We start from the raw sequence: 22,837 nt of genomic DNA on the forward strand, positions 1-22,837 counted from the left end.
CCCGTGCGGCGCATGCCGTCGCGGGTTCCGGTATCGATACTGGTCAGCGTGCCCCACACTCTCGCCTCCCCTGTCGCCCTCAGCCGTTCGCCCGGACCGGGCCGGGCTGCACGCGCGGCGGCGGAGACGGCCGGGGTGGTGCTGGCCGGGTTCGGTGTGTGGCTGGCACTGGAGCGGCTCGGGTTTCTGGACCGCCCGTATCTGGAGGGGTCGGCGCTGGCCGTCGGCGCCGGTCTGTTTCCGCTGCGCCAACGCTTCCCCGTCGCCGTTGCGCTGCTCCTCGCCGCTCTGACCGGGCTCGCGCCCTGCGTCGGCCCCGTCGCGGCGGTGGCCTCGTACACCGTCGCGCGCGGGACCGTCCGGGCGCGGCAGCGCGCGCGGCTGCTGGCCGCGGCGGGCGCCGTGGTCGTGGCGTGCGCGACTGTGTCCGCGCCCTGGCTCGGTCCGGGATCGGTTCCGTACGGGCTGGCGCTCGGCCTCGTCCTCGCGCCGACCGCGGTGATCGTTCCCGGGCTCGTCGGCACGTCGTACGGGCAGCAGCGGCGTCTGGTGCGGGCGCTGCGCGAGCGCGGGGACGCGGCGGAGCGGGCCCGCCGGTTCGCCGACAGCGAGGCCCGCCTCCATGAGCGGTCCCGTATCGCCGCCGAGATGCACGACCTGGTGGGGCATCGGCTCAGCCTCATCTCGCTGCATGCCGGCGGCCTTGAGCTGGCCCTGGACCGGGCCGATCCCGAACTGCGCGAGGAGGCCGTCCTGGTCCGGCGGACCACCCAGGACGCCATGCGCGAGCTGCGTCAGTCCCTCGGGGTGCTCGGGCCACTGGGCCGGGACACCGGAGCGGACGCACTCACTGACGCCACCGGCACCCGCGCCGACATCGAAACCCTGGTGGCGGAGTCCCGCGACGGAGGCATCGCCGTAGGACTGGACTGGACGGGGCCGGACCTGGACACCCGCCCGGCGCGGGTGCGCCGGGCCGTGCACCGGGTGGTACGGGAGTCCCTGACCAACGTGCACCGGTACGCCAGCGCGGCCCACGTCACCGTCACGGTGGTGCACGGCGAGGAGACCGTACGGGTCAGCGTGCGCAACGGCGCCCCGCCCGCGCCCGTGGTCCGCGCCGCACACATCGGCAGCGGCCGCGGACTCACCGGCCTGCGGGAGCGGGTGGAGCTGCTCGGTGGAACCTTCGACGCCGCTCCCCTGCCGTCCGGCGGCTTCCACGTGGACGCGGCCGTACCGGCCGAGCCCGGTGACGCCCCGGCCCCCCAGCGGCCCGGCTCCGGAGCGGAGACAACGGACGGGGTGCCCGGCACCGTCGGTGACCCAGCAGGCGTGGTGCCGGGGCGCCCCACCGCACAGGCACTGACGCTCCTCCTCGGCCTCGGCGCGTTGTGCGTACTGATGGTCCTCGGGACCGCCTTCGTCTACGCCGGCGCACCTCACAAGGACGCCGGACCGCTCCCGCTGCCCCGGGTGGGCATGACCTACCAGGAGGTGACCGGGCTCGGCGTCCTGGACAACCGGGCGGTCCGGGCCGCGGCCACCGGCCACGAACCGCCGCGCCCCGCCGGTGCGGTCGGCTGTGTCTATCCGTTCACCGGCGCCACCGAGTCCCGCCCCGGCGCCCTCACCATCGCCCGCTACTGCTTCGACAGCGCCGAGCGCCTCATCGCCATCGACCGGTTCACCGTTTTGTCGGTCCAAGACGCCTCACCCTGGGAGACCCCGTGACCGAGCCCAACCGGCCGATCCGTGTCCTGCTCGCCGACGACGAGGAGATGATCCGCCATGGAGTACGCCTGATCCTGCGGCACGCCGACGGCATCGAGGTCGTCGCCGACGCCCCCAACGGACAGCAGGCCGTCGAGCTGGCCGCCGCACACCACCCCGACGTGGTGCTGCTCGACATCCGTATGCCGGTGTGCGACGGGCTGGCCGCGATCGCCCCGCTGCTCGCCCTCGACCCCGCGCCGCGCGTGGTGATGCTGACGACCTTCGGCGACGACGACAACGTCGTCCGCGCGCTGCACGAGGGCGCCGCGGGCTTTCTCCTCAAGGACGACGGCCCGCAGGAGCTGATCAGCGCGGTACGGGCGGCCGCCGCCGGAGACGCCGTGCTCTCCCCGGGCGTGACAGGGACGGTGATCTCGCGGATGCTGCGCGCCGGGGCCCCGTACAACGCCGGCGGTGCACTCGTGGACGAGCGCATCGCCCGGCTCACCGGCCGGGAGCGGGAGGTGCTGGCGATGCTCGGCGAGGGGCTGTCCAACCACGACATCGCCGCGCGGCTCGGTATCGGGCTCGGCACGGTCAAGACCCATGTGGGCGCCATCCTGGACAAGACCGGTTCGGCGAGCCGCGTGCAGGCCGCGCTCCTGGCGCATCGCACCGGCCTGGCCTCCTGACGCCCCCACCCGCCAGGGGGATCCACTGCGGCGTGCTGCGAACGGATTCGCCTACCTCACCCCCTGCCCCGACGGTCGCGTGCTCATCGAAAGCATGGACGGGTCGGGCAAGGTGATGTCCGGGCCCGGCCCGTCCGTCCGCCGCTAAAGGTCGAGTTGGTACTGGTGTGTCGTGTGCGTGGGCGTATAGCCGAGGCTGTCGTTGATCTGTCTCATGTGTGTGTTGCTTTCGGCGGTGTCAGTCAGGAGGCTTCCGAGGCCTGGATAGCGCCCACGGGCGTATCGGATCGACTCGGCCTTCATCCATCGGCCGAGGCCGTGTCCACGGTGCTCGGGCAACACGCCGGTGCCGTAATGCTGGCCATCACCTCTGCCATCGCCCGGGACGACCAGTTCGGTGAACCCGGCGATCGAGTCGTCGGAGGCGTCGACGGCAACGACGGTGTGCAGGTGGTCGCCACGCTGTTCGACAGCCTTCGCCGCGGCCCGGACGCGGTCCACGTCCCAGGTCACCGTGCCGTAGTCGGTGTCGTCCATGGGCATGTCGTCCATGGCGCGACGCGAGGCGGCGAACGTCTCGGCGAGGCCGTCGGGCACGGTTCCGTGCCATGACATCAGCCGGTAGCCCGGATACGGACGCTCGATAATGCGGGCGAGGGCGGTGGTGTCCGCGTCGGCGAGCGGCAAGCGGGAGAACCTCAGGGTGAGGACCTTCCTGAAACCGCGCGCCGAAGCGAAGTGGTCGCCTGGCGATCCGGCCTCGGCCTGCGCGATGACGCAGCGTCGGGCATCGGCCCGGGCAGCGGCCACGGCGGCGTCGAGGAGCTGCGAGCCGACGTGCTGGCGTCGTTCCGCGGGGTGGACACCGAGGGTCAGTTCGGCCAGGTGCTCCTGTCCGGGGCTGTTGAACAGGCGCAGAAAGGCGGTTCCGAGGGGGATGGCGTCAGCGTCGGACGCCAGCCATGCAAGACGCCGGCTGTTCGCGCCGTGAGCGGGGTCGGTCAGTGGGGTGATGCGAGACGACAAGGTGTCTCCGTCGTGAGGAAGTGGCCAGGGTCAGTACGCGGACTCAACTGCTGGGCACTCCTGCGCATGTGCTCCACACCTCCTCGTCGACAGCACCGGTCCCGAACAACATCGGACGGCTGGGAGAACCTAGCTGTCCCCTCGTCTCCTCAGCAACGGGTTAACTACACGTCCTGGCGGGCCCTCCCGTACGGCAGGCATCCGTCAGCCGCTCCTCTGCCCTTCGGTAGAGAAAAACCCCGAGCCGCCGGTCTTTCGGCAGAGGTCAACTCCCGCCTTCAGCGCGATGTTTACGCAGTTCAGGGCCGTGAGGATGGACACGTCCCCCGGCCCGCCGAACTCCTGGCGGGCCGCCGCACTGCAGGCGGAGTATCCATGTCACAGACCTTCCCTCCCTCCCGTACCACCCTCACGGAACCGGCCGCCCGCGCTTGCGGCCTGACCAAGACGTACGGGAAGGGCGAGACCCGGGTCACCGCGCTGGACGCGGTGTCCGTCGAGTTCGCGCGCGGCCGGTTCACCGCCGTCATGGGCCCCTCCGGCTCCGGCAAGTCGACGCTGATGCACTGCATGGCCGGTCTGGAGTCCGTCACCTCCGGCTCGGCCCGGATCGGCGGAGTCGAGCTGTCCTCCCTGGACGACCGACAGCTCACCCAGCTGCGGCGCGAGAAGGTCGGATTCGTCTTCCAGGGCTTCAACCTGCTGCCGACCCTCACCGCCCTGGAGAACATGACGCTGCCCCTGCGTCTGGCCGGCCGTCGGCCCGACGCCGCGTGGCTGGACACCGTCGTCACCACCGTCGGCCTCGCGGACCGGCTCGCGCACCGCCCCGCCGAGCTCTCCGGCGGTCAGCAGCAGCGCGTCGCCGTGGCCCGCGCCCTGGTCTCCCGCCCGGAGATCGTCTTCGCCGACGAGCCGACCGGAAACCTCGACTCCCGCTCCGGCGCCGAAGTACTCGGCTTCCTGCGCGACTCGGTACGCGAGCTCGGCCAGAGCGTGGTGATGGTCACCCACGACCCCGTGGCCGCGGCCCACGCCGACCGTGTGGTGTTCCTCGCGGACGGCCGTCTGGTGGACGAACTGCACCAGCCGACCTCGGGGGCCGTGCTGGACCGGATGCTCGCGTTCGAAGCCCACGACCGGGCCCGCTGACCGCGCCCCGCCCGGTCCCCTCTCGTCCACGTATCTCGTCCACGTAGAAGGTCTCCGAAAGCCCACCATGCTGCGAACAGCCCTGCGCAACGTCCTCGCGCACAAGGCCCGTCTGATCATGACCGTCCTCGCGGTCGGTCTCGGGGTCGCGTTCATCTCCGGCTCGCTCGTCTTCGCCGACTCCACCACCTCCGCCTACCGCGCCTCCATGGCGAAGAACTACGCCGGCATCGCGGTCACCGTGGACCCGAAATACCCCCCGGGCACCCCCGCGGACGCCCGCGCGACCGTCCTGGACGACGCGCTCGTACGCAAGCTGGCCACCGTGCCCGGTGTCAGCGCGGTCCGCCCGACGGTCGACGGGTCCGTCACCCTGGCCGCCAAGGACGGCTCGCCGATGCGCGCCGACAACGCCATGGGCAAGCTGGCCGCCGCCTATCTCCCCGGCGCCGACGGCATGGACAGCCGATACCGGCTGACGGCCGGGCGCGCACCGCGCACCGGCGGCGAGGTGGTCCTGGACCAGGGCACCGCGAAGGCCGGCAAGTACGCGCTGGGTGACACCGTCACCCTGGCCACGGACGGCCCCGTGCTGCGGATGCGGCTGGTCGGCACTGTCTCCACCGACGACACCCGGGTCACCTCCGGCGGCACCCTGGCGGTGTTCGACCGGACCACCGCGCAGAAGCTCTTCGCCACCCCGGGCTGTTACACCGGCATCGACGTGTCCGCCGCGCCCGGCACCGACCAGTTCACGCTCGCCCAGCGCATCGGCGCACTGCTGCCGGCCGACCGCGCCGAGGCCACCACCGCCACCGCGAAGGCCAATCAGCAGTCGATGTTCATCGACACCAAGACGCGTAGCTATTCACGGCTGCCCATGATCTTCGCTGTGGTGTCGCTGTTCATCGGTTCGTTCCTCATCATCAACACATTCACCATGCTCATCACGCGGCGCTCCCGCGAGATCGCACTGCTCCGCGCGATCGGCGCCACCCGCCGCCAAGTGGTCCGCTCCGTGCTCGCCGAGGCGGCCCTGGTCGGTCTGGTCGCCTCCGCGGCGGGGTTCGTCCTCGGGCTCGGCGTCGCCACCGTCCTGCCCGGCCTGCTCGGTACCGATGAGGATCTGCTGCCCCGGGGCCCGCTGGTGATCGGGGCCGCCCCGGTGCTCGCCTCCCTCGCCGTCGGCGTCGGCGTCACGGTCCTGGCCGCCTGGCTGCCCACCCGGCGCGCGGCCAGGATCGCCCCCGTCGAGGCGATGCGCACCGCCGAGCAGCCCGCCTCCACGGCGCTGTCCCGCCTACGGGGCGTCGTCGGCACGGCCGTGCTCCTCGTCGGCGCGGGCCTGCTCTTCTCGCTCAACGACGCCAAGGACGCCAAGGACGCGAACCTGCAGACCGCGATGCTCGGCTGCGGCATCCTGGTGACCGGTCTGATCGTGCTGGCGCCGCTGCTCGCGAGCCCGGTGATCCGTCTGTTCGGCCGGCTCACCGCCCGCCTCGGTGTCGTCGGCGACCTCGCGAAGGACAACGCCCTGCGCGATCCCCGCCGTACCGCGGCCACCGCCGCCGCCCTGATGATCAGCACCGCGCTGGTCTCCGGACTCGCCGTCATCGACCACTCCTCCAGCCGGGCCCTGGACAGTCAGGCGGCTGCCGGTCTGAGCGCCGACTACGTCATCAGTACCCGCAACACCACCACCGCCATCGACACGGCCGCCCTCCGACGGGTCGCCGACCTGCCCGGTGTGCGGACCGCTTCGGCCGTCGCGGACTCCACCATCTCCACCGGCGCCTTCGCCCGCCAAGTCTCCGGCGTCGACCCGAAGACCGTGGGCAGCGTCATGAAACTGCACTTCACGAGCGGTTCCGCCACCGACATCGGACCGGGCCGGATCGCCGTCTCCACCGGCTTCGCCCAGGAGAACCGGATCAGCACCGGCCAACAGATCAAGGCGAGCATCGGCCCCGGCGAGGGCGACCGCGAAAAGCCGTACACCGTCGTCGGGATCTACCAGGACAACCCCACCGCGCAGGACGCTCTCGCCTACCGCGGCGACGTGCAACAGCACGGCTATCTGCGGAACTCCGTCCAGCGCATCCTGGTGGCCACCGACCACCACACCTCCTCCCCGGGTATGGAGAAGCGGTTGCGCGGCGCCGTCGACAACAGCCCCCTGCTGAAGGTCCAGACCCGCAGCCAGCTCGTCCAGGAACAGGCCGGTGTCGCCGGCGGCCTGATCACCATGGTCTTCGGACTGCTCGCCATCGGCGTGATCATCTCCGCACTCGGCATGGTCAACACACTCGCCATGTCGGTCGCCGAACGCACCCGGGAGATCGGCGTGCTGCGCGCCATCGGCATGGACCGCACCGGCATCCGCCGCATGATCCGCGTCGAATCCCTCACGGTCGCCGCCTACGGCACGCTACTGGGCCTCACCGGCGGCCTGTTCGGAGCGTGGAAGGTCAGCGGACTGGCCAACGGAGCAATCCCCCAGTACGCCTTCAGCCTCCCGTGGGGCACCCTCGCCCTGGTCGTCGCCCTCTCCCTCGCCGTCGGCGCCGCCGCAGCCGCCCTCCCCGCACGCCGGGCCGCCGCACTGAGCCCCATGCAAGCCGTCAGCGACTCCTGAGGGAGGGCAAAGTGCCGCGCACGGCGGCGTCCTTGACGGCGACGGCAGGTCCGGTCAGCACGACGGGACGCGGGCGCTCGTCGGCGCGGGCGAACTGGACGACGTCGTCGCGGCGGCCGAGGCTGATGTGGGTGAGGAGGTAACCGATCCGTACGGGGCCCCGGTTCGCTGCCCGTCAGCCGGGCCGCCAGGACGTCGGCGAGGCCCTGCCAGAGGACGTACAGGCACGTTCACCTTGGGGATGCACGCCCTTCTGAACTCGGTCTGGGAGGGCGTCCTCGGCTATTCGACGGCGTTCACGGCGATCAACGTGGAGTGGCCGAGTACATGCGCAGCGACCACCGCCACAACTCGGAACAGTGACTGTCAGTGGCGTCGGCTTGGATAGGCGTATGACTGTTCATGACGTAGCCCGTGTGCTGCCGGACGTGGGTGTGCTGCGGGACCTGTGCCGCTCGATGGCCATGGTGGAGGCCGTGCTCAGCCCGGGCGGGGAGCGCCAGTACGCCTTCACCGCGGGCTGGTCGCAAGCCGAGGAGGCGGCCTCGATGCGTAACGGTACGGGCGACGAGTATGACATCGTCTTCGCTCCCGAGGGCGCCTACATCCGGGGGTTCGATCACGAGTCGCCGATGAGCCCCTACCACCGTGACGATGTGCCAGAGCCCTGGCCCGGCGTGGTGGACTGCGTTCCCGAAGAGTTGCGCCGCTTCGTGGACGAGCCGGCCTTCACAGACGAGGACGGCACCCCCGTCGTCACCGTGTGCCTGTGGCGCCTGAACGGAAGCAGCCACTGGCAGACCGGGACGATCGACTTCCCACAAGGCCATCCGGACCCGGACGGCTCCGAGTGGCTGTTCCCCCTGCTCGTCGACCCAACGCCGGAAGGTTCGTGGAGTTCGCCGAGTACTACTACGAGACTCCCGTCGATCCGAATGCGGTGCGGCACGTCTATGACCTGCGGCCGCTCACCCGAGACATCGCTGAGCGCCTGAACGCGCAGGCGTCCCTCGCTGAAATCGCCCGGGCGGCCGCGGAGATCGGCTATCCCGTGGACGGCACGGTGGCCTGAACCCCCCGGTGGTGCGGGATCGGCACCGGTCAGGTCGGCCAGACCACCGGGGCAGATCAGGCCGATGACCCGCTGGTGTGCCTGCCCTTCTCTCCCCTCCCAGGATGCCGCTCACACCCAACGGGGGGTTTTCTGCGCGCAGCGCCCCCTGCGCGTCTCTCGTCACGCGCGGGAGACGGTGTACGGCGCTTCGCCGTAGCGCGCTCCATCGCACGCAACCGTGTGCCCTGTCGTCTGTATGGCCAGATCTGGTCTGTCGGCGGACACTCCCCACACGCGCCGTACCGAGACAAGAGTGCTCCACAACTGGCTGTCTGCAGTAGTCCGGGCGTAGGTGGCCCGGCGCTCTGCTCCACCAATTGCGGTACGCGTCCTGGCTCGCGCGTACGACGCAGGAAGGGGCCCTTCGTACCGGGAGCCGTCAGTGGTGGACTCTGCCTTGTTGGCCTCCACGCGCGTGGTGATTGTCGCGGTTCCGACCGGGACGGTGTCAGTCGGCAACCGCGTCTGTCCGGCCGAGCGCGCACGTGCTGCTCGGGTGAGCGGAGTTGACCGAGGCCGGTTTCCGGCCGCACCCCTGACACGGTGTCAGGCACGGACGCGGCCACGACAACGGCCACGGCAAGGGCACACCTTCCGCATCATCCCCCCTTCGCGTCAGGAGGTCCGTCATGCGACAACTCGCCATGATGGCCAAGGCCGTGGCCGTGGCCGCGGTGATGGTTCTCAGCAGTGCACTGGCCCCTTCGGGAGCGGCGGTTTCGAGCAGCCCGGGATGCTCGGGCCCGATGGCGCCCGGGGGCGACTGGCCGATGTACGGGAAGGACTACGCCAACACGCGCACGCAGCAGGCCGAGAGAGGGCTGCCGCCGGCCAAGGCCGCCACCCTCGCACCGCGGTGGGTCTACGACACCGGCAACCCGTCACAGGTGGTGGGCTATGAGGATCTCGCCGGCACACCGGCCGTCGCACGAGGATGTGTGTACGTGGGTGACGCCGCCGGCGACGTGGCCGCCGTGAACGCGGACACCGGCCGCCGGGTGTGGCGGACGCACATCGATCTGACCATCGCCGAGACCGGCGCCCGGGCAGGCGTCGTGGTCTCCACGATCGCCGTCGACGGGCAGCGGGCATTCGTGGCGGTGAACAAGTCCGGCGGCCCGTACGTACTGGCGCTGGACGCACAGACCGGGGAGCAGGTGTGGCAGAGCCCCCCGCTGGACTCGCAGCCCGGCGCCTACACCCACGCCAGCCCGATCGTGTACCGGGGGGCCGTCGTCGTGGGCTTCTCCGGCCCGGAGGGAGTACCCACCGCCCAGGGTGGTTTCACCGTCCTTCGGGAGTCCGACGGCCAGCTCCTCAAACACACCTACACCATCCCGGCCGCCGACCAGCTGGCCGGTGATGCCGGCGGCGGAATCTGGAGTACTCCGGCCGTGGACACGGCGACCGGATACGCCTATGTCGGCACCGGCAACCCCTTCAGCAAGCAGCACGAGAACGAGCGGTCCAACGCCATCCTCAAGATCGACCTGATGCAGAGGAGGCCGACCTTCGGCACCATCATCGCCTCCTACAAGGGACTGATCGACCAGTACGTCCCCATCGTGCGCGACCTGGCGCGGCCGACCTGCATGCTGCTCCCGGAAAATCCCACGATCCCGCCCTTCCCGCCTTTCCTCCCCCCGTTCGAGGAAGCCCGCGACAGTGTGGGCTGTCTGCAACAGGACCTCGACTTCGGTGCGGCGCCCAACCTGATGCGCGGCCCGGACGGCACACTGCTCGTCGGTGAGCTGCAGAAATCGGGGGTCTACCACGTGGTCCGGGCGGACTCGATGGCGGCCGAGCGCCGGATCCTGCTCGGCGTCAGTTGCCTGGTGTGCAACGGTGCCTCCACCGCCTACGACCCTGTGGCCCGCCGGGTGTACGCCGATGTGTCCCCCGGCACGCTGATGGTCGCCTTCCCGCCCGACGCGAGCACGGCCACCTGGCTCTCGCCCGTCGGGGACGGCATCCACTACCAGCCGGTCGCCGCCGCGGACGGCGTCGTGTACACAGTCGACTCGATCGGCTTCCTCGACGCCTACGACGCACGCACCGGCCTTCAGATCCTCCGCCGGCCCCTGGCCGTCGACGGCGCGATCGACGCCGTCGCCGCGCTCGCCAGCAACGGGGTCTCCGTGGCCAACCACACCGTGTACGTGGCCGCGGGCAGCCGGATCATCGCCTACCGGCCACTCGGCCTCCCGTAACTGCCTCCTGTAACGGCACGGCCTCTGTAACTGGGGCAGGCGAGGAGGAGTTCTGGTGCAAGCCATCGGATGCGGCGACCGGCAAACCGGACCAGATGGTGCGCACGGCGCTGTCCCCGGTGAGGTGTGCGGGCTGGACGTCCCGGCCATGGTGGCTGGCCGGGACGTCCAGCCCGCAGAGTGTCACGGGCAGCGGCGGACACAGTGGATCAACGTGCGGTCATCAGTCGTGTCGGCAGGACGTCGGCACCGGGACCGCCGTAGATCCTCAGCCACACCCGACCTGTCTCGCCCGGCTTGAGCAGGCGGTCTTTCCCGTCCTGGGACTCCGTCAGCGAAGGGGGATTGTTCGGCAGCCCGGTTCTGGGGTGCCGAACAATCCTGATGTCGATGCGGGACGCGCACCGGGAAGCCCCGGGCCAGTTGTTCGTGTCACCACAGGCCGCGAGGCAGCGGTCAACGGCTGGGGCGTACCCGACCGGACCTGCCCGGAGCCGTGACGAGCGGATGCCACCACTGCTCGCCCGCGCCCGCACGCCCGCCGCAGACCTGCTCCCGCCCACCTATTCCCGCGCCACCTTCCGCGCGGCACATAGCAGGCACAGGCCCTCCGCCGACGGCGAGGCGGTCAAGTCCCGGCAACTGGCGCACTGGTCCCGCATCACCCGGCCGTCGTACAGGCACACATCGACTTCGGCATCGGGCCGGGCGGCGATCGGGGTGTTGTTCAGAATAGAGTTGTGGCCGCAGTCGGCGCACCGTTCGGGTTCGTACGCCGGTGCCAACGGGGCGAGCTCCGAGGCCGCGTACTGGGTGGCGAAGCCGAACTCCCGGTCGCACAGGAGGCAATCGATCCTGTCGTCGCCCCCCAGTACGGCGAACTGGCCGCAGTACGGGCAGGGGACGACGGCCTCCTCGTGCGACAGCCACGCGATCGCACGCCGGCGCTCCTCGACGGCCTCGCGGATACGCTCCGTGGCCGCGCGCACCCGCCTCACAGAACGCCGTACGCCACGCGCGTGCTGGCCGAAGACGTCCTGCGCCAGCTGCCCGAGGATGTCGGTCTCCACCAAGGCGAGCGTCAGGTCGAGCACCGGAAGGGCCCGGCACCTGATCGCCGTCAAGCTGTCGCTGTCCTCGTCCGACGACAGCAGAACCCGGTTGCGTACGTGTGCGAAAGCCATCAGGTCGGCGCGCGCCGCCTCGATGTCCGTGTCGCACCAGCTGTCAGCGACCTCTGCCGCCTCGTGCAGCCCGAAGGGCTCGTACTCACCGCGCGTATGCCGGTTGCTGTCCCGCTCCCCGTTGCCGACGGGCCAGACGTCGCCCAACGGGCGCATGGCCATACGCCCTCGCAGGAGGGCTTCCGCCGCCGTGTGGAGATGGAGCACGGGGTACGCGACCTCGTCCCGGTCGGGTTCCCCGGCGAGGGCGACCGCAGCGTGCTCCAGCATGCGCAGCCCGTTGGCGACCAGAGGGTACCGCCTGTTGACGAAGAGTGCCTCCTCTTCGGCCGTCGCATCCCAGAACCGGTCGATCTCGGTGACCATCCCCTCCACGCATGGCCGCACCCGGGCCCTCAACTCCCCGCCCCAGCCCTCCCCGTTGCGACCGTCCCTGCTCCCCCTGTCCATGGCACGCTCCAGGACCGGACGGTGTTCCGGCGCGAGGTGCGCCAGGGCCCAGTCAGCCGCGGCGCTCTTCGACCGGACCTCGCCGGTGGCCAGAAGGCACCAGATGCGGGCCAGGCCCAGTAGGGCGCCGCGAGGATCGCCGTCCAGACCAGCGACCAGACGCGTCACGCACGCCGCACTCGCCTCGACCACGTCCGCATGCGGCACCGGATCCAGGATCAGCTCCGGCCGGGGGCCGGTGAGAGGGCGGGCGCCCGACAGCGCCATCGTGACGTCGAGGGCCACGGCGGGCATCTCCCCCGGCCGCGTCTCCTCGCCCGCCTCGAACTGCGCGCGCAGCCCCTCGCCGTAGTGGAAGTCGCCGTTCGCCGGGTACCGCCAGGGGCGGATTTCGGACTGTACGACGACGGTGAGGCTGATCGGCCGCCGCGCCCCCTCGTCGGCCCCGTCCCTCAGATGCGTCCCGGAGATCGTGAGCAAACCGCGCAGCAGGGCCTGCCGTTCCTCGTCACGCAAGCTGCGCTGAGCGACGACGAGGACGTCCAGCTCACCGGCCGCCTGGAGGCCACCGGACACGGCGGAGCCGTGCAGGTAGCCACCAATGACCTCGGGACCCCATACGTCGTCGAGCAGCTCAACGAGCTCGGCAATCTGTTCCATTTCCCCAGTGTCCACTGCCGAACAGGCCGGTCGCACCAGAGTTTCCGCAGGTCGGACTGGCTAACTGGAGTGGGGGTGGCGCCGGGCCGATTGACCGCTACCGCTCTCGGCGAGACATACTGCCGACTTCCCCGAGTGATTTCCGGGCCTTTTCGTGCCTCTGACAGGCCCCAGCATCCCGAATCCCCTGCATCCCCCAGCAATTGAGAACGGCTGCCCCCCTGCTGACCTGGCCTTAGGACGAACCTAGGACGACCGACGGACGCACGTTCCTAGCATCACCGCAGCGAGGCTCACCGAAGAGCGACCACTTCGGTCGGCGCACCTCCCAGCGGATGCAGCCAGGGCATCGCCAGCGTCAGTCGACGCTGCTTACGTGCACGACGAGCGTGACGGCGTCACGACGGCCGCCACTATCGACACAAGGGGGAAACCAAACCCATGCGCAAGCTCAACAAGGCCAAGCGCGCCATCGCCATGACCGCCGCGACGCTCGCGGCCGCCCTCGGCGCCACCCTCACAGCCTCGGGAAGCGCCAGCGCGACCATCGGCTGCACCGGCGGCGACGGCTGCAGCCACCAGACCACCATCTACATGGATGGCAGGGCGTACTCGCCCACCCATGAGTGGTGGGGGCCGTTCACGGTGCTCAAGATGCAGAGCGACGGCAATCTCGTGCTGTACTGCCAGGGGAAGGGGAGCAGCAAGGCCGTCTGGGCCACGGGCACCGCCTACCACCGCGCCTACCCGTACGTCCTGTTCGAGGGCGGGGCCGGCGGCGGGAGCATGGTCGTCTACGACTCCGTCCTGATCAACACACCCAACGGTTCCTACTTTCAGAACCAGGCCGAGTGGTCCTCGCTCACCAAGCCGCCCACCCACAGCACGAGCGGCACCAGGGCCATCGTCCAGGCCGACGGCAACTTCGTGATCTACGACGCCAACGGCAACGCCCTCTGGCACTCGAACACGTACCACGCCTGCCCCGGCACCGAGGGCTACTGGGGCTGAGGAAGCCGAACGAGGCGCGGCGGGAGGACCCGTCGCGCCACCAGCCTTGATCGCCGTACATCAGCGAGCTCATGCACCAACTCCCACACCCACCCCGCAGGAAGGCATCCCGTAATGCGGATCGGACGCGCACTCACCGGCGCCAGCGCCGCTGCGGCCCTCGCCGCCGCAACCCTCATCAGCCTCAGCCCCTCCGCGCAAGCGGCCGGCGGAACATGCACGCCCCTCACGCGCCTCGCGTACGGCTGGACCGTCCAGGAATGCGTCGAGACCACCGGCTACCGGGGCTACACCAACCAGACGGTCACCGACAGTGGTGCGTCGACCGACGTGCGGTTCTACGACGAACTATGGAGCGACTGCACCGGCGCCTGGAGCGTCGTCGCATCCAACTACCGCACCGGCGGAATCCATGCCGTCCCCAAGCAGGGCCCCTTCCACGCCAGCGACTCGTGGTCCTGCACCCACAACGCGCACTACAAGGCCCACGCATACGAGACCGAGTCCGGCCGCGTGGTCGGCGAAGTGTGGACGGGCATCATCTCGACCTGATGCCCGGGGCGCTGGTGCCCCGGACAGGCCCGTGGACAGGGCAACGGGGCACCGCCTGGACGAGCCCGGCCGCCGCTTCCCGAAGGGGCAGCGGCGGCCGCAGTGCCGGGGGCGGGTCGTGCCCCCGGCACTGTCATCGCAGGCCGGTTCACCGACCTCTGCTGTTCGAGGCACCACGCCCCGAGCCTGTCCGTGAGGGCGCCCGGCGGATGCTGGCCGCTGCGCTGGAAGCCGAAGTCAACGCATACATAGCCGAGTCGGCCCACGAGAAGGACGAGAACGGGCGGCGCCTGGTGGTGCGCAACGGCTTCCACCAGCCTCGGGAGGTCACCACAGCTGCCGGCGTCATCGAGGTCAAGGCCCGGCGCGTGAACGACCAGCACGTCGATGAGGCCACCAGCGAGCGCAAGCGGTTCTCCTCGGCAGCGCGGCCGGCCTGTCGCCGCCCACCGTGATCAGGCTGACCGCCCAGCGGCAGGCCGAGCAGGCCCGGCGCCGCCTATCACCCAGCGCCTCAGGCGCACCCCCTCCATGTGCTCGTCGGCGCTGATGTCGGCGGTCCGGCCCGCCGCGTGGCGAGCGGCCTCCACCGCGACGACGAACAGGACCGGGATCACCGCGTGCATCCGCACGCGCAGCCGGTCAGGCCGCGGCACTGTTGAAGGCGATCGTGGGCGCCGCCAGCTGCCACGGGACGCGTCGGCCGGGCAGACGGCGAACGGCGCGACCCGCGAAAACTATCGGCCCATTTCTCGAATCATGCGAGAAGCATTGACGTCGTTCTCCAGTTCCCTATGATCCTGATTGCTCGATACTTCGATCCTCGTTCGATATCCCGAACACGCTAGAGCCGCCCCACTACCGCGCAGGCGCCTACGAGTCACCGCCCCAGCCAGCCAAGTCACAAGGAGCACTCCGCAGGATGCCGATGTCATGTCCTCATCACCTCCATCGCCGCCTCCCCTTCGCCGCACGTCGACGCGCGGCCCGGTGCCCACCCATCGCTCCGAACCGCACCACATCGACAGTCCGCACAGCCCCTGGCGGGGCCGGCCGGAACCGCTTCTTCAAGGATGACGAGGTCCCCATGCGCAGACGAAGTTCCAGCCGCGGACGCCTGTCCACGGTGCTCGCCGCCGCGGTCACGGTCCTGATCGCGTTAGCGGCCATGCTCGTCGCCAACCCGGCTCAGGCAGCCGCCAGTGGCGCCTTGCGCGGTGTTGCTTCAGGACGGTGTCTGGATGTGCCGGGCGCCAGCCAGACCGACGGCACAGCCCTGCAGATCTGGGACTGCCACGGCGGGATCAATCAGCAGTGGACCTCGACGGACGGCAACCAGCTGACCGTGTACGGCAACAAGTGCCTGGACGTTCCGGGCCACGCCACCTCTGCCGGTACCCGCGTGCAGATCTGGACCTGTAGCGGCGGTGCGAACCAGCAGTGGCGAGTGAACGCCGACGGCACGGTCGTCGGCGTGGAGTCCGGGCTGTGCCTGGACGTTTCGGGCGCCGGTACGGCCAACGGCACGACGGTGCAGATCTGGACGTGCAACGGTAGCAACAACCAGAAATGGACCGGTCTGTCGGGAACGCCCCCGCCCAGCACGTGTTCCCTGCCGTCAACATACCGGTGGACATCGACAGGTGTGTTGGCACAGCCCGCCAACGGATGGGCCTCGCTGAAGGACTTCACCAGCGTGGTGCACAACGGCAAGCACTTGGTCTACGCGTCGAACGTGTCGGGATCGTCCTACGGTTCGATGGCATTCAAGCCCTTCACCAACTGGTCGGACATGGCATCGGCCGGCCAGACCGGGATGAGCCAGGCCGCGGTGGCGCCCACGCTGTTCTACTTCGCGCCCAAGAACATCTGGGTCCTGACGTACCAGTGGGGTGCGTGGCCCTTTATCTACCGCACGTCGAGCGACCCCACCAACCCCAACGGCTGGTCCGCGCCGCAGCCGCTGTTCACCGGGGGCATCCCGGGCGCCGCCCCGATCGACCAGACCCTGATCGCCGACGGCCAGAACATGTACCTGTTCTTCGCCGGTGACAACGGCAGCATCTACCGAGCGAGCATGCCGATCGGGAACTTCCCCGGCAACTTCGGCTCGTCGTACACGACGGTCATGAGCGACACGGTGAAGAACCTTTTCGAGGCGCCGCAGGTCTACAAGGTCCAGGGCCAGAACCAGTACCTCATGATCGTCGAGGCCCGGGGAGCCAATGAGCAGCGCTACTTCCGCTCGTTCACAGCCACCAGCCTGAACGGTACGTGGACACCACAGGCCGCCACCGAGAGCAACCCCTTCGCGGGCAAGGCCAACAGCGGCGCCACCTGGACCAACGACATCAGCCACGGTGACCTGGTCCGCAACAACCCCGACCAGACCATGACCATCGACCCCTGCAACCTGCAGTTCCTCTACCAAGGAAAGAACCCCACCGCGAGCGGCCCCTACGACCAGCTGCCCTGGCGGCCGGGCGTCCTCACCCTGCAGCGCTGACCTGCTGCTCCGCGGACCTCACCATCTGGTGAGGTCCGCGGGCTCGTCGACGCGCGGTGTACGGCGCGCAGGCTTCTCTCCGCGCCGACCGCTACGCACCAGTTGAAGGGCCCCCAGCCGCGCGTCGGCTGGGGGCTCCTGTCGTCGCCCTGATCACCGGGGCCTCAAGCGGCATCGGCCACGCCACTGCGCCAGAGCTCCCCCGGAAGGGTGCCGTTGGGGCCTTGGTCTGCCGCAGCGAGGAACGACTCACAGGGCTCGCCCCGGAGACCTCCGAAGCAAGCGGCCAAACATCGCCCGCGCTACCCCGTCGCACCCCCGCCCGGACCGCCGCCCGTGTCCGCGGGATCGTCGACTGGTCGGCCGTCGTCGCACTGAAGTGCCGGGCGGACAGTGAAGACCGGGTGCAGGCGACGGGTGTGGTCGCACGTGTGGACGGGTCCGGTGAGACGCAGCGGTACGGTGAAGCGGGCGTCGGTGCTGGAGGCGGAGATACGCAGTTCCAGCGCGCCAGGTTCGACGATCCGGTGTCCCTCGCGGCCCGTGAAGGAGGCCAGGTCGGCGGGGAGCTCCAGGTCCACGCGGCACCGGGCGCCCGCGGCCAGTTCGATACGCCGGTAGCCGATCAGCCGCTGCACCGGCTGGACCACGCTCGCTGCCGGGTCGTGGAGGTAGAGCTGTACGGTCTCGCTGCCTGACCGGTCGCTCGTGTTGTGCAGTTCGAAGCCGAGCCGGAACTCGCCGTCGGTGCCGGTCTCGTCGGTCTCGACCGCCAGCGCGGTCCAGGTGAAGTCGCTGTAGCCGAGCCCGTGTCCGAAACCGTAGGCGGGGGTGGGGTCGGTGCTGGAGACAGCGCTCGCCTGGGCGAGGCGTGCGGCGAGGTACGTGGACGGCTGGACGGCGGGGTGGGCGGGGATGCTGACCGGGAGCCGCCCCGACGGGTTGACCCGTCCGCTCAGTACGCCCGCCACCGCGCGCGTGCCTCCCTCGCCGGGGAAGAAGCACTGCACGATCGCCGCCGCCTCGCTCACCGCGCGTCCCAGCGCGTACGGCCGCCCGGCCAGCAGTGCCACCACGAGCGGGGTGCCGCAGTCCAGGACTGCCTCCAGCAGCTCGCCCTGGCGGCCCGGAAGGTCGAGTGAGGCGGCGTCACAGCCCTCACCACTGGTGCCGCGGCCGAACAGGCCCGACCGGTCACCGAGGGCCAGCACCACCACGTCCGCCTCGCGTGCCACCCGGACGGCCTCGGCGATGCCGCTCGCGTCCTCGCCGTCGACGCTCACCCCGGGTAGCGTCCACAGCTCGCTGCCGGCGAACTCCGCCTTCAACGCGTCCTGCAAGGTGGGAAGTTCAATGCCCAGGGGCGTCCCCGGGTGCTGGCCGCCGACGTGGACCGGAAAGGCGTAGCAGCCGAGTACCGCAGTGGGTTCGTCGGCGTTGGGGCCGATCAGTGCGATCCGGGCGGGGTGGCGCAGGGGCAGGAGGCCGTCGTTGCGCAGCAGCACCACGGCCTGTTCGGCGAGTTGGGTGGCGAGGGTCCGGTTGGCGGGCGGGTCGAGGTCGACCGTGCCGCGCAGCGCCTCCGGTTGGCTCAGGTCGCGACCGGCGAGGGCTTCGGGCACGCCGGTCCAGTCCGGGTCGAGGAGTCCGAGCTGGGCCTTCTGGGCGAGCACGCGGCGCAGCGCCCGGTCGATCAGCTCCTCCGATACTGCCCCGGCTTCCACCGCGTCGAGCAGGGGCTGCCCGAAGGTCTTCACGGTCGGGAGCTCAACGTCGACGCCGCTGGTGAGGGCCAGGGCGGCGGCCTGCGCCCAGTCCTCGGCGACACCGTGCAGGCTCTTGAGGAAGGCGATGCCGAAGTAGTCGGCCACGACCGTGCCGGTGAAGCCCCAGGTGCCCCGGAGCAGGCCGGTGAGCAGGGCTTCGTCGGCGGCGCTGGGGATGCCGTCGGTGTCGGTGTAGGCGTGCATGACCGAGCGGGGGCGGCCTTCGCGGATCGCCATCTCGAACGGCGGCAGGATGGCGTCGGCGCGTTCGCGCGGGCCCATGGAGACGGGGGCGAGGTTGCGTCCGGCGCGGGAGGCGGAGTAGCCGGCGAAGTGCTTGAGGGTGGCGACGACACCGGCGGACTCCAGGCCCTGTACGTATGCGGTGGCGATGGTGCCGACGAGGTACGGGTCTTCCCCGATGGTCTCCTCGGTCCTCCCCCAGCGAGCGTCGCGCACGACGTCGAGGACCGGCGCGAGGCCCTGGTGCACTCCGACGGCCCGCATGTCGCGGCCGATCGCGGCGGCCATCCGCCGCACCAGTTCCGGGTCGAAGGAGGCACCCCAGGACAGCGGGACGGGGTAGGCGGTGGCGCCCCAGGCGGCGAACCCGGCGAGGCACTCCTCGTGGGCGAGGGCGGGGATGCCGAAGCGGTTGGCGGCGGCGATCCGGCGCTGGGTGCGCAGCAGCGAGAGTGCGCCGAGCGCCGGGTCGACCGGTGCGGTGCCGAAGGGGCGGGTCAACTGGCCGAGCCCGTGGGGAAGCAGGGCGTCGAGGTCGAGCGGGTCCTCCATTTCGTGCTGGTGCGGGGCGACTTCGCCGCCCTCGTCGCTGGCACCGACCCATACGCCGATCAGCTGGGCGGTCTTCTCCCGCAGGGTCATCGCCGCGATCAGGGCGTCGGCCCGGGCCTCCGGGGTGAGCGTGGGGTCCCGCCAGGCGGGTACGCCGTCCGGCACGCTCGCCGGGGTGGCGTCCGGGGCGGGCATCGCAGTGGCGCTCATTTTCCTCCCACGCCCATCAGCCCCTGGACCAGGGCGCGACGGGCGAACAGGTAGACGACGAAGATGGGGATCATGGACAGGACCACGGCGCTGAGGAGTCCGGGTACGTCTACGCCGTGTTCGGTCTGGAACTCGTACAGGCCGAGGGTGATGACCTTGGTGGAGTCGGACTGGGTGAGGATCAGCGGGAACAGGAAGCCGTTCCACGCCTGGAGCGCGGCGAAGACCACGATGGACGACAGGCCGCCTTTGGACAGCGGCAGGACCAGCTGCCGGAAGGTCCGGGCCGGAGAGGCGCCGTCCATGGCCATCGCCTCGTACAGTTCGGGGCTGATGTCGCGCATCGCACCGGTCAGGATCAGGGTGCAGACCGGGAGGCAGAACGCCGCGGTCGGCAGGATGACACCGATCAGGTGATCGTAGAGGCCGGCCTTGCTGATCAGATAGAACATCGGCACGATCACTGCCTGGGCGGGGATCGCCAGGCCGAGCAGGAACAGCCGGAACACCCAGCCGGTGGCCCGTCTCTGGGATCGTACGATGGCGTACGCGAGCGGCGGGACGACCAGCAGCACGATCCCGACCACGCTGGCGGTGACGGTGAGGGTATTGCGGAAGTCCTCGCCGAAGCCGTTGGACAGGTCGGTGAGGTAGTTCTGCACGGTCCATTGCGCCGGCAGGCTGAGCGGGCCCTCGGTGGAGTAGTCGGAGCGGGTGCGCAGGGTGGCGAGCACCAGGACGTACAGGGGCAGGCCGACGAGCAGCAGCCACACCAACGAGCCGAGCCCGGCGAGGTAGTTGGGGCGGGTGCGCATCACAGGCCCTCCGCCGTACCGTGCATCCGGTCGTAGCCGGAGAACTTGACCACGGCCAGTGAGATCAGGGTGGCGACGACCACCAGGACCAGGGCGATGGCCGAGCCGGCGCCGAAGTCGAAGCTCTTGAAGGCCTTTTGGTACATGTAGAAGGAGCTGACCGTGGAATCGGTGCCGGGGCCGCCCTGGGTGAGGATCAGCACCGTGTCGAAGGTGGTGAGTCCGCCGACCACCATCAGCACCATCGAGGTGATGATGGTGTTGCGCAGGTGCGGCAGGGTGATGTGGAAGAACTGGCGGACGGTGCCCGCCCCGTCCACCGCGGCCGCCTGGTAGAGCACTTGGGGGATGGCGCGGGCGCCGCCCTGGTAGATCAGCGCGTGCAGCGGGGTGAATTGCCACACCCCGACGAAGGTGAGCACCGCGATCGCGCCGCTGCGGCTGCCGAGGAGGTTGCCGTCGCCGAACAGCCAGGTCAGGCGGGACGGCACGCCGAAGTTGGGGTCGAGGACAGCCCGCCACACCACGGAAACGGCGGTCGCCGACAGCAGCAGGGGTACGAAGTAGATCGCCGAGAGCACGGCCCGGTTGCGCTGGTGGCCGGCGGCCCAGACGCCGAGCAGGATGCTGACCGGGGTCTGGGTGACCACACCGAGGCCCGTGAGGAGCAGGGTGGTCCAGATCGACTGGATCATCACCGGGTCGTGGACCAGTGCGGTCCAGTTGTCCAGGCCGTTGAAGTGCGGTTCGGTGATGCCGTCCCAGCTGGTGAAGGAGAGAAGGGCGACCAGGACCAGCGGCACGATCGCGAAGAGCAGGAAGAACACCGCGGCGGGCGCCGCCCAGAGGAAGCCCGGTCGCGTCACCCCCGCGCCGGACTTCGGGGCGGCCCTCATGCGGTGGGCAAGGCCTGCATGGCCTTGACGAAGCCGTCGGCGTCCAGCTTGCCGTCGAAGAACTGCTGGATGGCGGTGTGCATTCGGGTGGACGCGCTCTGCGGGTAGGCCTGGTCCCAGGAGAGCTGGAACGAGGGGGCGGCCTTGACCAGCTTGTACTGGTAGGTGGAGTACTCGGGGTTGGCCGAAGAGCCGAGGTGGTTCACGGTGTTGACGGTGGTCGGCAGGTTGCCGATGGCGAGCTGGGCCTTGACGAACTCTTCGGAGTACATGAGCTTGAGGAACTCGGCGGCGGCCTCCGGGTGCTTGGTCTTCTTGAGCACCGAGTAGAAGTTGTTGGTGTTGCCGACCACGTCGGCCGGGTCGCCCTTGCCGCCGCTCACGGTGGGGAAAGGGGTGTAGCCCAGGTTCGACTTGGCGAAGTCCGGGTTGGCGTCCTGCTGAGTGGAGTAGTACCAGGAGCCCATCAGCTCGAAGGCGGCCTTGCCCTTGGCCACCAGGGCCGGGGAGCCGCCGTCGGTGAACTTGACGGAGTCGAAGTGGCCGCCGAACGCGCCGGAATCCGCAAGCTCCTTGAGGGCGGCGAGCGCCTTGCGGCTGTCCTCGCTCGCCCACGCCTCCTTGTCGCCGCTCACCGCACGCTGGAAGAGGCCGGGCCCGGCGATCCGGTCGTACAGGTACTCGAACCACATCAGTGTGGGCCACTGGTCGGCGCCGCCGAGCGCGATCGGGGTGATGCCCTTGGCCTTCAGTGTCTTGGTGGCGGCGAGCAGCTCCTCCCAGGTCCGCGGCGGCGTCAGTCCGGCGTCGGCCAGCACCTTCTTGTTGTGGAACAGCAGCACCGGCTGGGTGCCGCGCATCGGCACGCCGTACGGTTTGCCGTCCACTACCGAGGAGTTGAAGACCGCCGGCAGGAAGTTGTTCTTCAGTCCTGGGTCCTTGGCGATGAAGTCGTCCAGGGGGAGCAGCAGTCCTGCCTTGGCGAACGGCTGGATGGAGCCGCCGCCCCAGTGGAAGAAGATGTCCGGGGCCTGGCGGGTGTTGATCAAGGTCTGCAGTTTCTGCTGGTAGTCCGCGCCGGGGACGGTGTCGAGCACCACCTTGACCTTGGAGGTCTTGTTGAAGGTGTCGACGATCTGCTTCTCCACCTTGTTGGCGGCGTCACCGTAGACCATCACGTGGATCGTCCCGGATCCCTTGCCGGAGGAGGTACCGCCCGATCCGCACGCTGCGGTCATGCCCAGGACGAGTGCGGTGGCCGCGGCGGTCGCGGCGAATCTCGTGCCCATACCCTGCCCATCATTCGAATGTTTCGGCCATACTTGCGAATGTTGGAGGAAACCTAGGATCGCTCCTGTCCCCCGTCAAGGGTTCCGGCAGGAACCGGTGCCATCGGCCGCCGACATCGGCCGACCGGCTAGCATCCGTGCCGTCGGCCACCCACAGC

General features: G+C 70.0%; 15 protein-coding genes and 3 pseudogenes. 11 read left to right on the top strand and 7 right to left on the bottom strand.

The annotated features are described in order from the left end of the window. Positions 1-48: 48 nt before the first annotated feature. Together BX283_RS02020 and BX283_RS02025 are read left to right on the top strand one after the other, a co-directional pair. Positions 49-1,734 (top strand): sensor histidine kinase, encoded by a 1,686-nt coding sequence (locus BX283_RS02020; protein WP_257581737.1) that lies wholly within the window; start codon positions 49-51, stop codon positions 1,732-1,734. Further along, positions 1,731-2,408, top strand: a complete 678-nt coding sequence (locus BX283_RS02025; RefSeq protein WP_101385947.1) for a response regulator transcription factor — start codon at positions 1,731-1,733, stop codon at positions 2,406-2,408. Before BX283_RS02020 ends, BX283_RS02025 begins: the two co-directional genes overlap by 4 nt. Before the next feature lie 144 nt (positions 2,409-2,552). On the opposite strand, the gene BX283_RS02030 is transcribed toward BX283_RS02025, so the two are convergent. Further along, positions 2,553-3,434 carry a GNAT family N-acetyltransferase gene (locus BX283_RS02030; RefSeq protein WP_101385948.1) on the bottom strand — a complete coding sequence of 294 codons (882 nt, stop codon included), beginning with the start codon at positions 3,432-3,434 and terminating at the stop codon, positions 2,553-2,555. 375 nt (positions 3,435-3,809) lie between these two features. Here BX283_RS02030 and BX283_RS02035 point away from each other — a divergent pair, with 375 nt between their 5' ends. From BX283_RS02035 to BX283_RS02050, 4 genes are all read left to right on the top strand, one after another. After that, entirely contained in the window at positions 3,810-4,586 is a 777-nt protein-coding gene (locus tag BX283_RS02035; RefSeq protein ID WP_101385949.1) for an ABC transporter ATP-binding protein, read from the top strand. A 67-nt stretch (positions 4,587-4,653) separates the two neighbouring features. Beyond that, complete coding sequence (locus BX283_RS02040) at positions 4,654-7,221, top strand: ABC transporter permease (RefSeq protein ID WP_101385950.1); 2,568 nt, start codon at positions 4,654-4,656, stop codon at positions 7,219-7,221. Between the two features lie 392 nt (positions 7,222-7,613). Continuing rightward, a complete protein-coding gene (locus tag BX283_RS02045; RefSeq protein ID WP_306822770.1) occupies positions 7,614-8,216 on the top strand; it encodes a hypothetical protein in 603 nt (200 codons plus the stop codon). A gap of 748 nt (positions 8,217-8,964) precedes the next feature. Further along, a complete protein-coding gene (locus BX283_RS02050) occupies positions 8,965-10,545 on the top strand; it encodes a PQQ-binding-like beta-propeller repeat protein (RefSeq protein WP_101385951.1) in 1,581 nt (526 codons plus the stop codon). Between the two features lie 563 nt (positions 10,546-11,108). On the opposite strand, the gene BX283_RS42100 is transcribed toward BX283_RS02050, so the two are convergent. Then, positions 11,109-12,839 (bottom strand): aminoglycoside adenylyltransferase domain-containing protein, encoded by a 1,731-nt coding sequence (locus BX283_RS42100; RefSeq protein ID WP_101385952.1) that lies wholly within the window; start codon positions 12,837-12,839, stop codon positions 11,109-11,111. Between the two features lie 441 nt (positions 12,840-13,280). On the opposite strand from BX283_RS42100, the gene BX283_RS02060 reads away from it, so the two are divergent. The 3 genes and pseudogenes from BX283_RS02060 to BX283_RS02070 form a co-directional block, all read left to right on the top strand. Beyond that, positions 13,281-13,850 (top strand): hypothetical protein, encoded by a 570-nt coding sequence (locus BX283_RS02060; protein ID WP_101385953.1) that lies wholly within the window; start codon positions 13,281-13,283, stop codon positions 13,848-13,850. 114 nt (positions 13,851-13,964) lie between these two features. Further along, complete coding sequence (locus BX283_RS02065; protein WP_101385954.1) at positions 13,965-14,402, top strand: hypothetical protein; 438 nt, start codon at positions 13,965-13,967, stop codon at positions 14,400-14,402. A gap of 158 nt (positions 14,403-14,560) precedes the next feature. Next, positions 14,561-14,848, top strand: a pseudogene (locus BX283_RS02070) (IS256 family transposase); the annotation flags it as partial. 54 nt (positions 14,849-14,902) lie between these two features. Here the strand turns inward: BX283_RS02070 and BX283_RS02075 are convergent. Then, positions 14,903-15,092 (bottom strand): annotated as a pseudogene (locus BX283_RS02075) (DUF2637 domain-containing protein); the annotation flags it as partial. Positions 15,093-15,489: 397 nt separating this feature from the next. Between BX283_RS02075 and BX283_RS02080 the strand changes: the two are divergent. Both BX283_RS02080 and BX283_RS02085 read left to right on the top strand, forming a co-directional pair. Then, positions 15,490-16,908: a non-reducing end alpha-L-arabinofuranosidase family hydrolase gene (locus tag BX283_RS02080; protein WP_101385955.1), complete on the top strand. Its 1,419-nt coding sequence runs from the start codon at positions 15,490-15,492 to the stop codon at positions 16,906-16,908. A gap of 56 nt (positions 16,909-16,964) precedes the next feature. Next, positions 16,965-17,186 (top strand): annotated as a pseudogene (locus BX283_RS02085) (SDR family NAD(P)-dependent oxidoreductase); the annotation flags it as partial. A gap of 24 nt (positions 17,187-17,210) precedes the next feature. On the opposite strand, the gene BX283_RS02090 reads toward BX283_RS02085, so the two are convergent. Genes BX283_RS02090 through BX283_RS02105 form a run of 4 tightly spaced genes read right to left on the bottom strand, consistent with a single transcriptional unit; the run spans position 17,211 to position 22,679 of the window. Then, the gene (locus BX283_RS02090; protein ID WP_101385956.1) at positions 17,211-19,664 is read right to left on the bottom strand and encodes a beta-glucosidase; all 2,454 of its coding nucleotides are present in this window, start codon (positions 19,662-19,664) and stop codon (positions 17,211-17,213) included. A gap of 11 nt (positions 19,665-19,675) precedes the next feature. Beyond that, the gene (locus BX283_RS02095) at positions 19,676-20,494 is read right to left on the bottom strand and encodes a carbohydrate ABC transporter permease (protein WP_101385957.1); all 819 of its coding nucleotides are present in this window, start codon (positions 20,492-20,494) and stop codon (positions 19,676-19,678) included. After that, positions 20,494-21,390: a carbohydrate ABC transporter permease gene (locus BX283_RS02100; protein WP_101385958.1), complete on the bottom strand. Its 897-nt coding sequence runs from the start codon at positions 21,388-21,390 to the stop codon at positions 20,494-20,496. The genes BX283_RS02095 and BX283_RS02100 overlap by 1 nt, the downstream gene beginning before the upstream one ends. Continuing rightward, on the bottom strand, positions 21,387-22,679 hold the full coding sequence (locus BX283_RS02105) for an ABC transporter substrate-binding protein (protein ID WP_101385959.1): 1,293 nt from the start codon (positions 22,677-22,679) through the stop codon (positions 21,387-21,389). Before BX283_RS02105 ends, BX283_RS02100 begins: the two co-directional genes overlap by 4 nt. Positions 22,680-22,837: the final 158 nt, after the last annotated feature.

This window comes from Streptomyces sp. TLI_146 (genome assembly GCF_002846415.1).
In the GTDB taxonomy this organism is placed as follows: Bacteria; Actinomycetota; Actinomycetes; order Streptomycetales; family Streptomycetaceae; genus Streptomyces.

Bases quoted from the DNA above. Each gene is read 5' to 3' on its own strand.
- BX283_RS02035 (WP_101385949.1), top strand. From the start codon at position 3,810: ATGTCACAGACCTTCCCTCCCTCCCGTACCACCCTCACGGAACCGGCC.
- BX283_RS02040 (WP_101385950.1), top strand. From the start codon at position 4,654: ATGCTGCGAACAGCCCTGCGCAACGTCCTCGCGCACAAGGCCCGTCTG.
- BX283_RS02045 (WP_306822770.1), top strand. From the start codon at position 7,614: ATGACTGTTCATGACGTAGCCCGTGTGCTGCCGGACGTGGGTGTGCTG.
- BX283_RS02050 (WP_101385951.1), top strand. From the start codon at position 8,965: ATGCGACAACTCGCCATGATGGCCAAGGCCGTGGCCGTGGCCGCGGTG.
- BX283_RS42100 (WP_101385952.1), bottom strand. From the start codon at position 12,839: ATGGAACAGATTGCCGAGCTCGTTGAGCTGCTCGACGACGTATGGGGT.
- BX283_RS02060 (WP_101385953.1), top strand. From the start codon at position 13,281: ATGCGCAAGCTCAACAAGGCCAAGCGCGCCATCGCCATGACCGCCGCG.
- BX283_RS02065 (WP_101385954.1), top strand. From the start codon at position 13,965: ATGCGGATCGGACGCGCACTCACCGGCGCCAGCGCCGCTGCGGCCCTC.
- BX283_RS02080 (WP_101385955.1), top strand. From the start codon at position 15,490: ATGCGCAGACGAAGTTCCAGCCGCGGACGCCTGTCCACGGTGCTCGCC.
- BX283_RS02090 (WP_101385956.1), bottom strand. From the start codon at position 19,664: ATGCCCGCCCCGGACGCCACCCCGGCGAGCGTGCCGGACGGCGTACCC.
- BX283_RS02095 (WP_101385957.1), bottom strand. From the start codon at position 20,494: ATGCGCACCCGCCCCAACTACCTCGCCGGGCTCGGCTCGTTGGTGTGG.
- BX283_RS02100 (WP_101385958.1), bottom strand. From the start codon at position 21,390: ATGAGGGCCGCCCCGAAGTCCGGCGCGGGGGTGACGCGACCGGGCTTC.
- BX283_RS02105 (WP_101385959.1), bottom strand. From the start codon at position 22,679: ATGGGCACGAGATTCGCCGCGACCGCCGCGGCCACCGCACTCGTCCTG.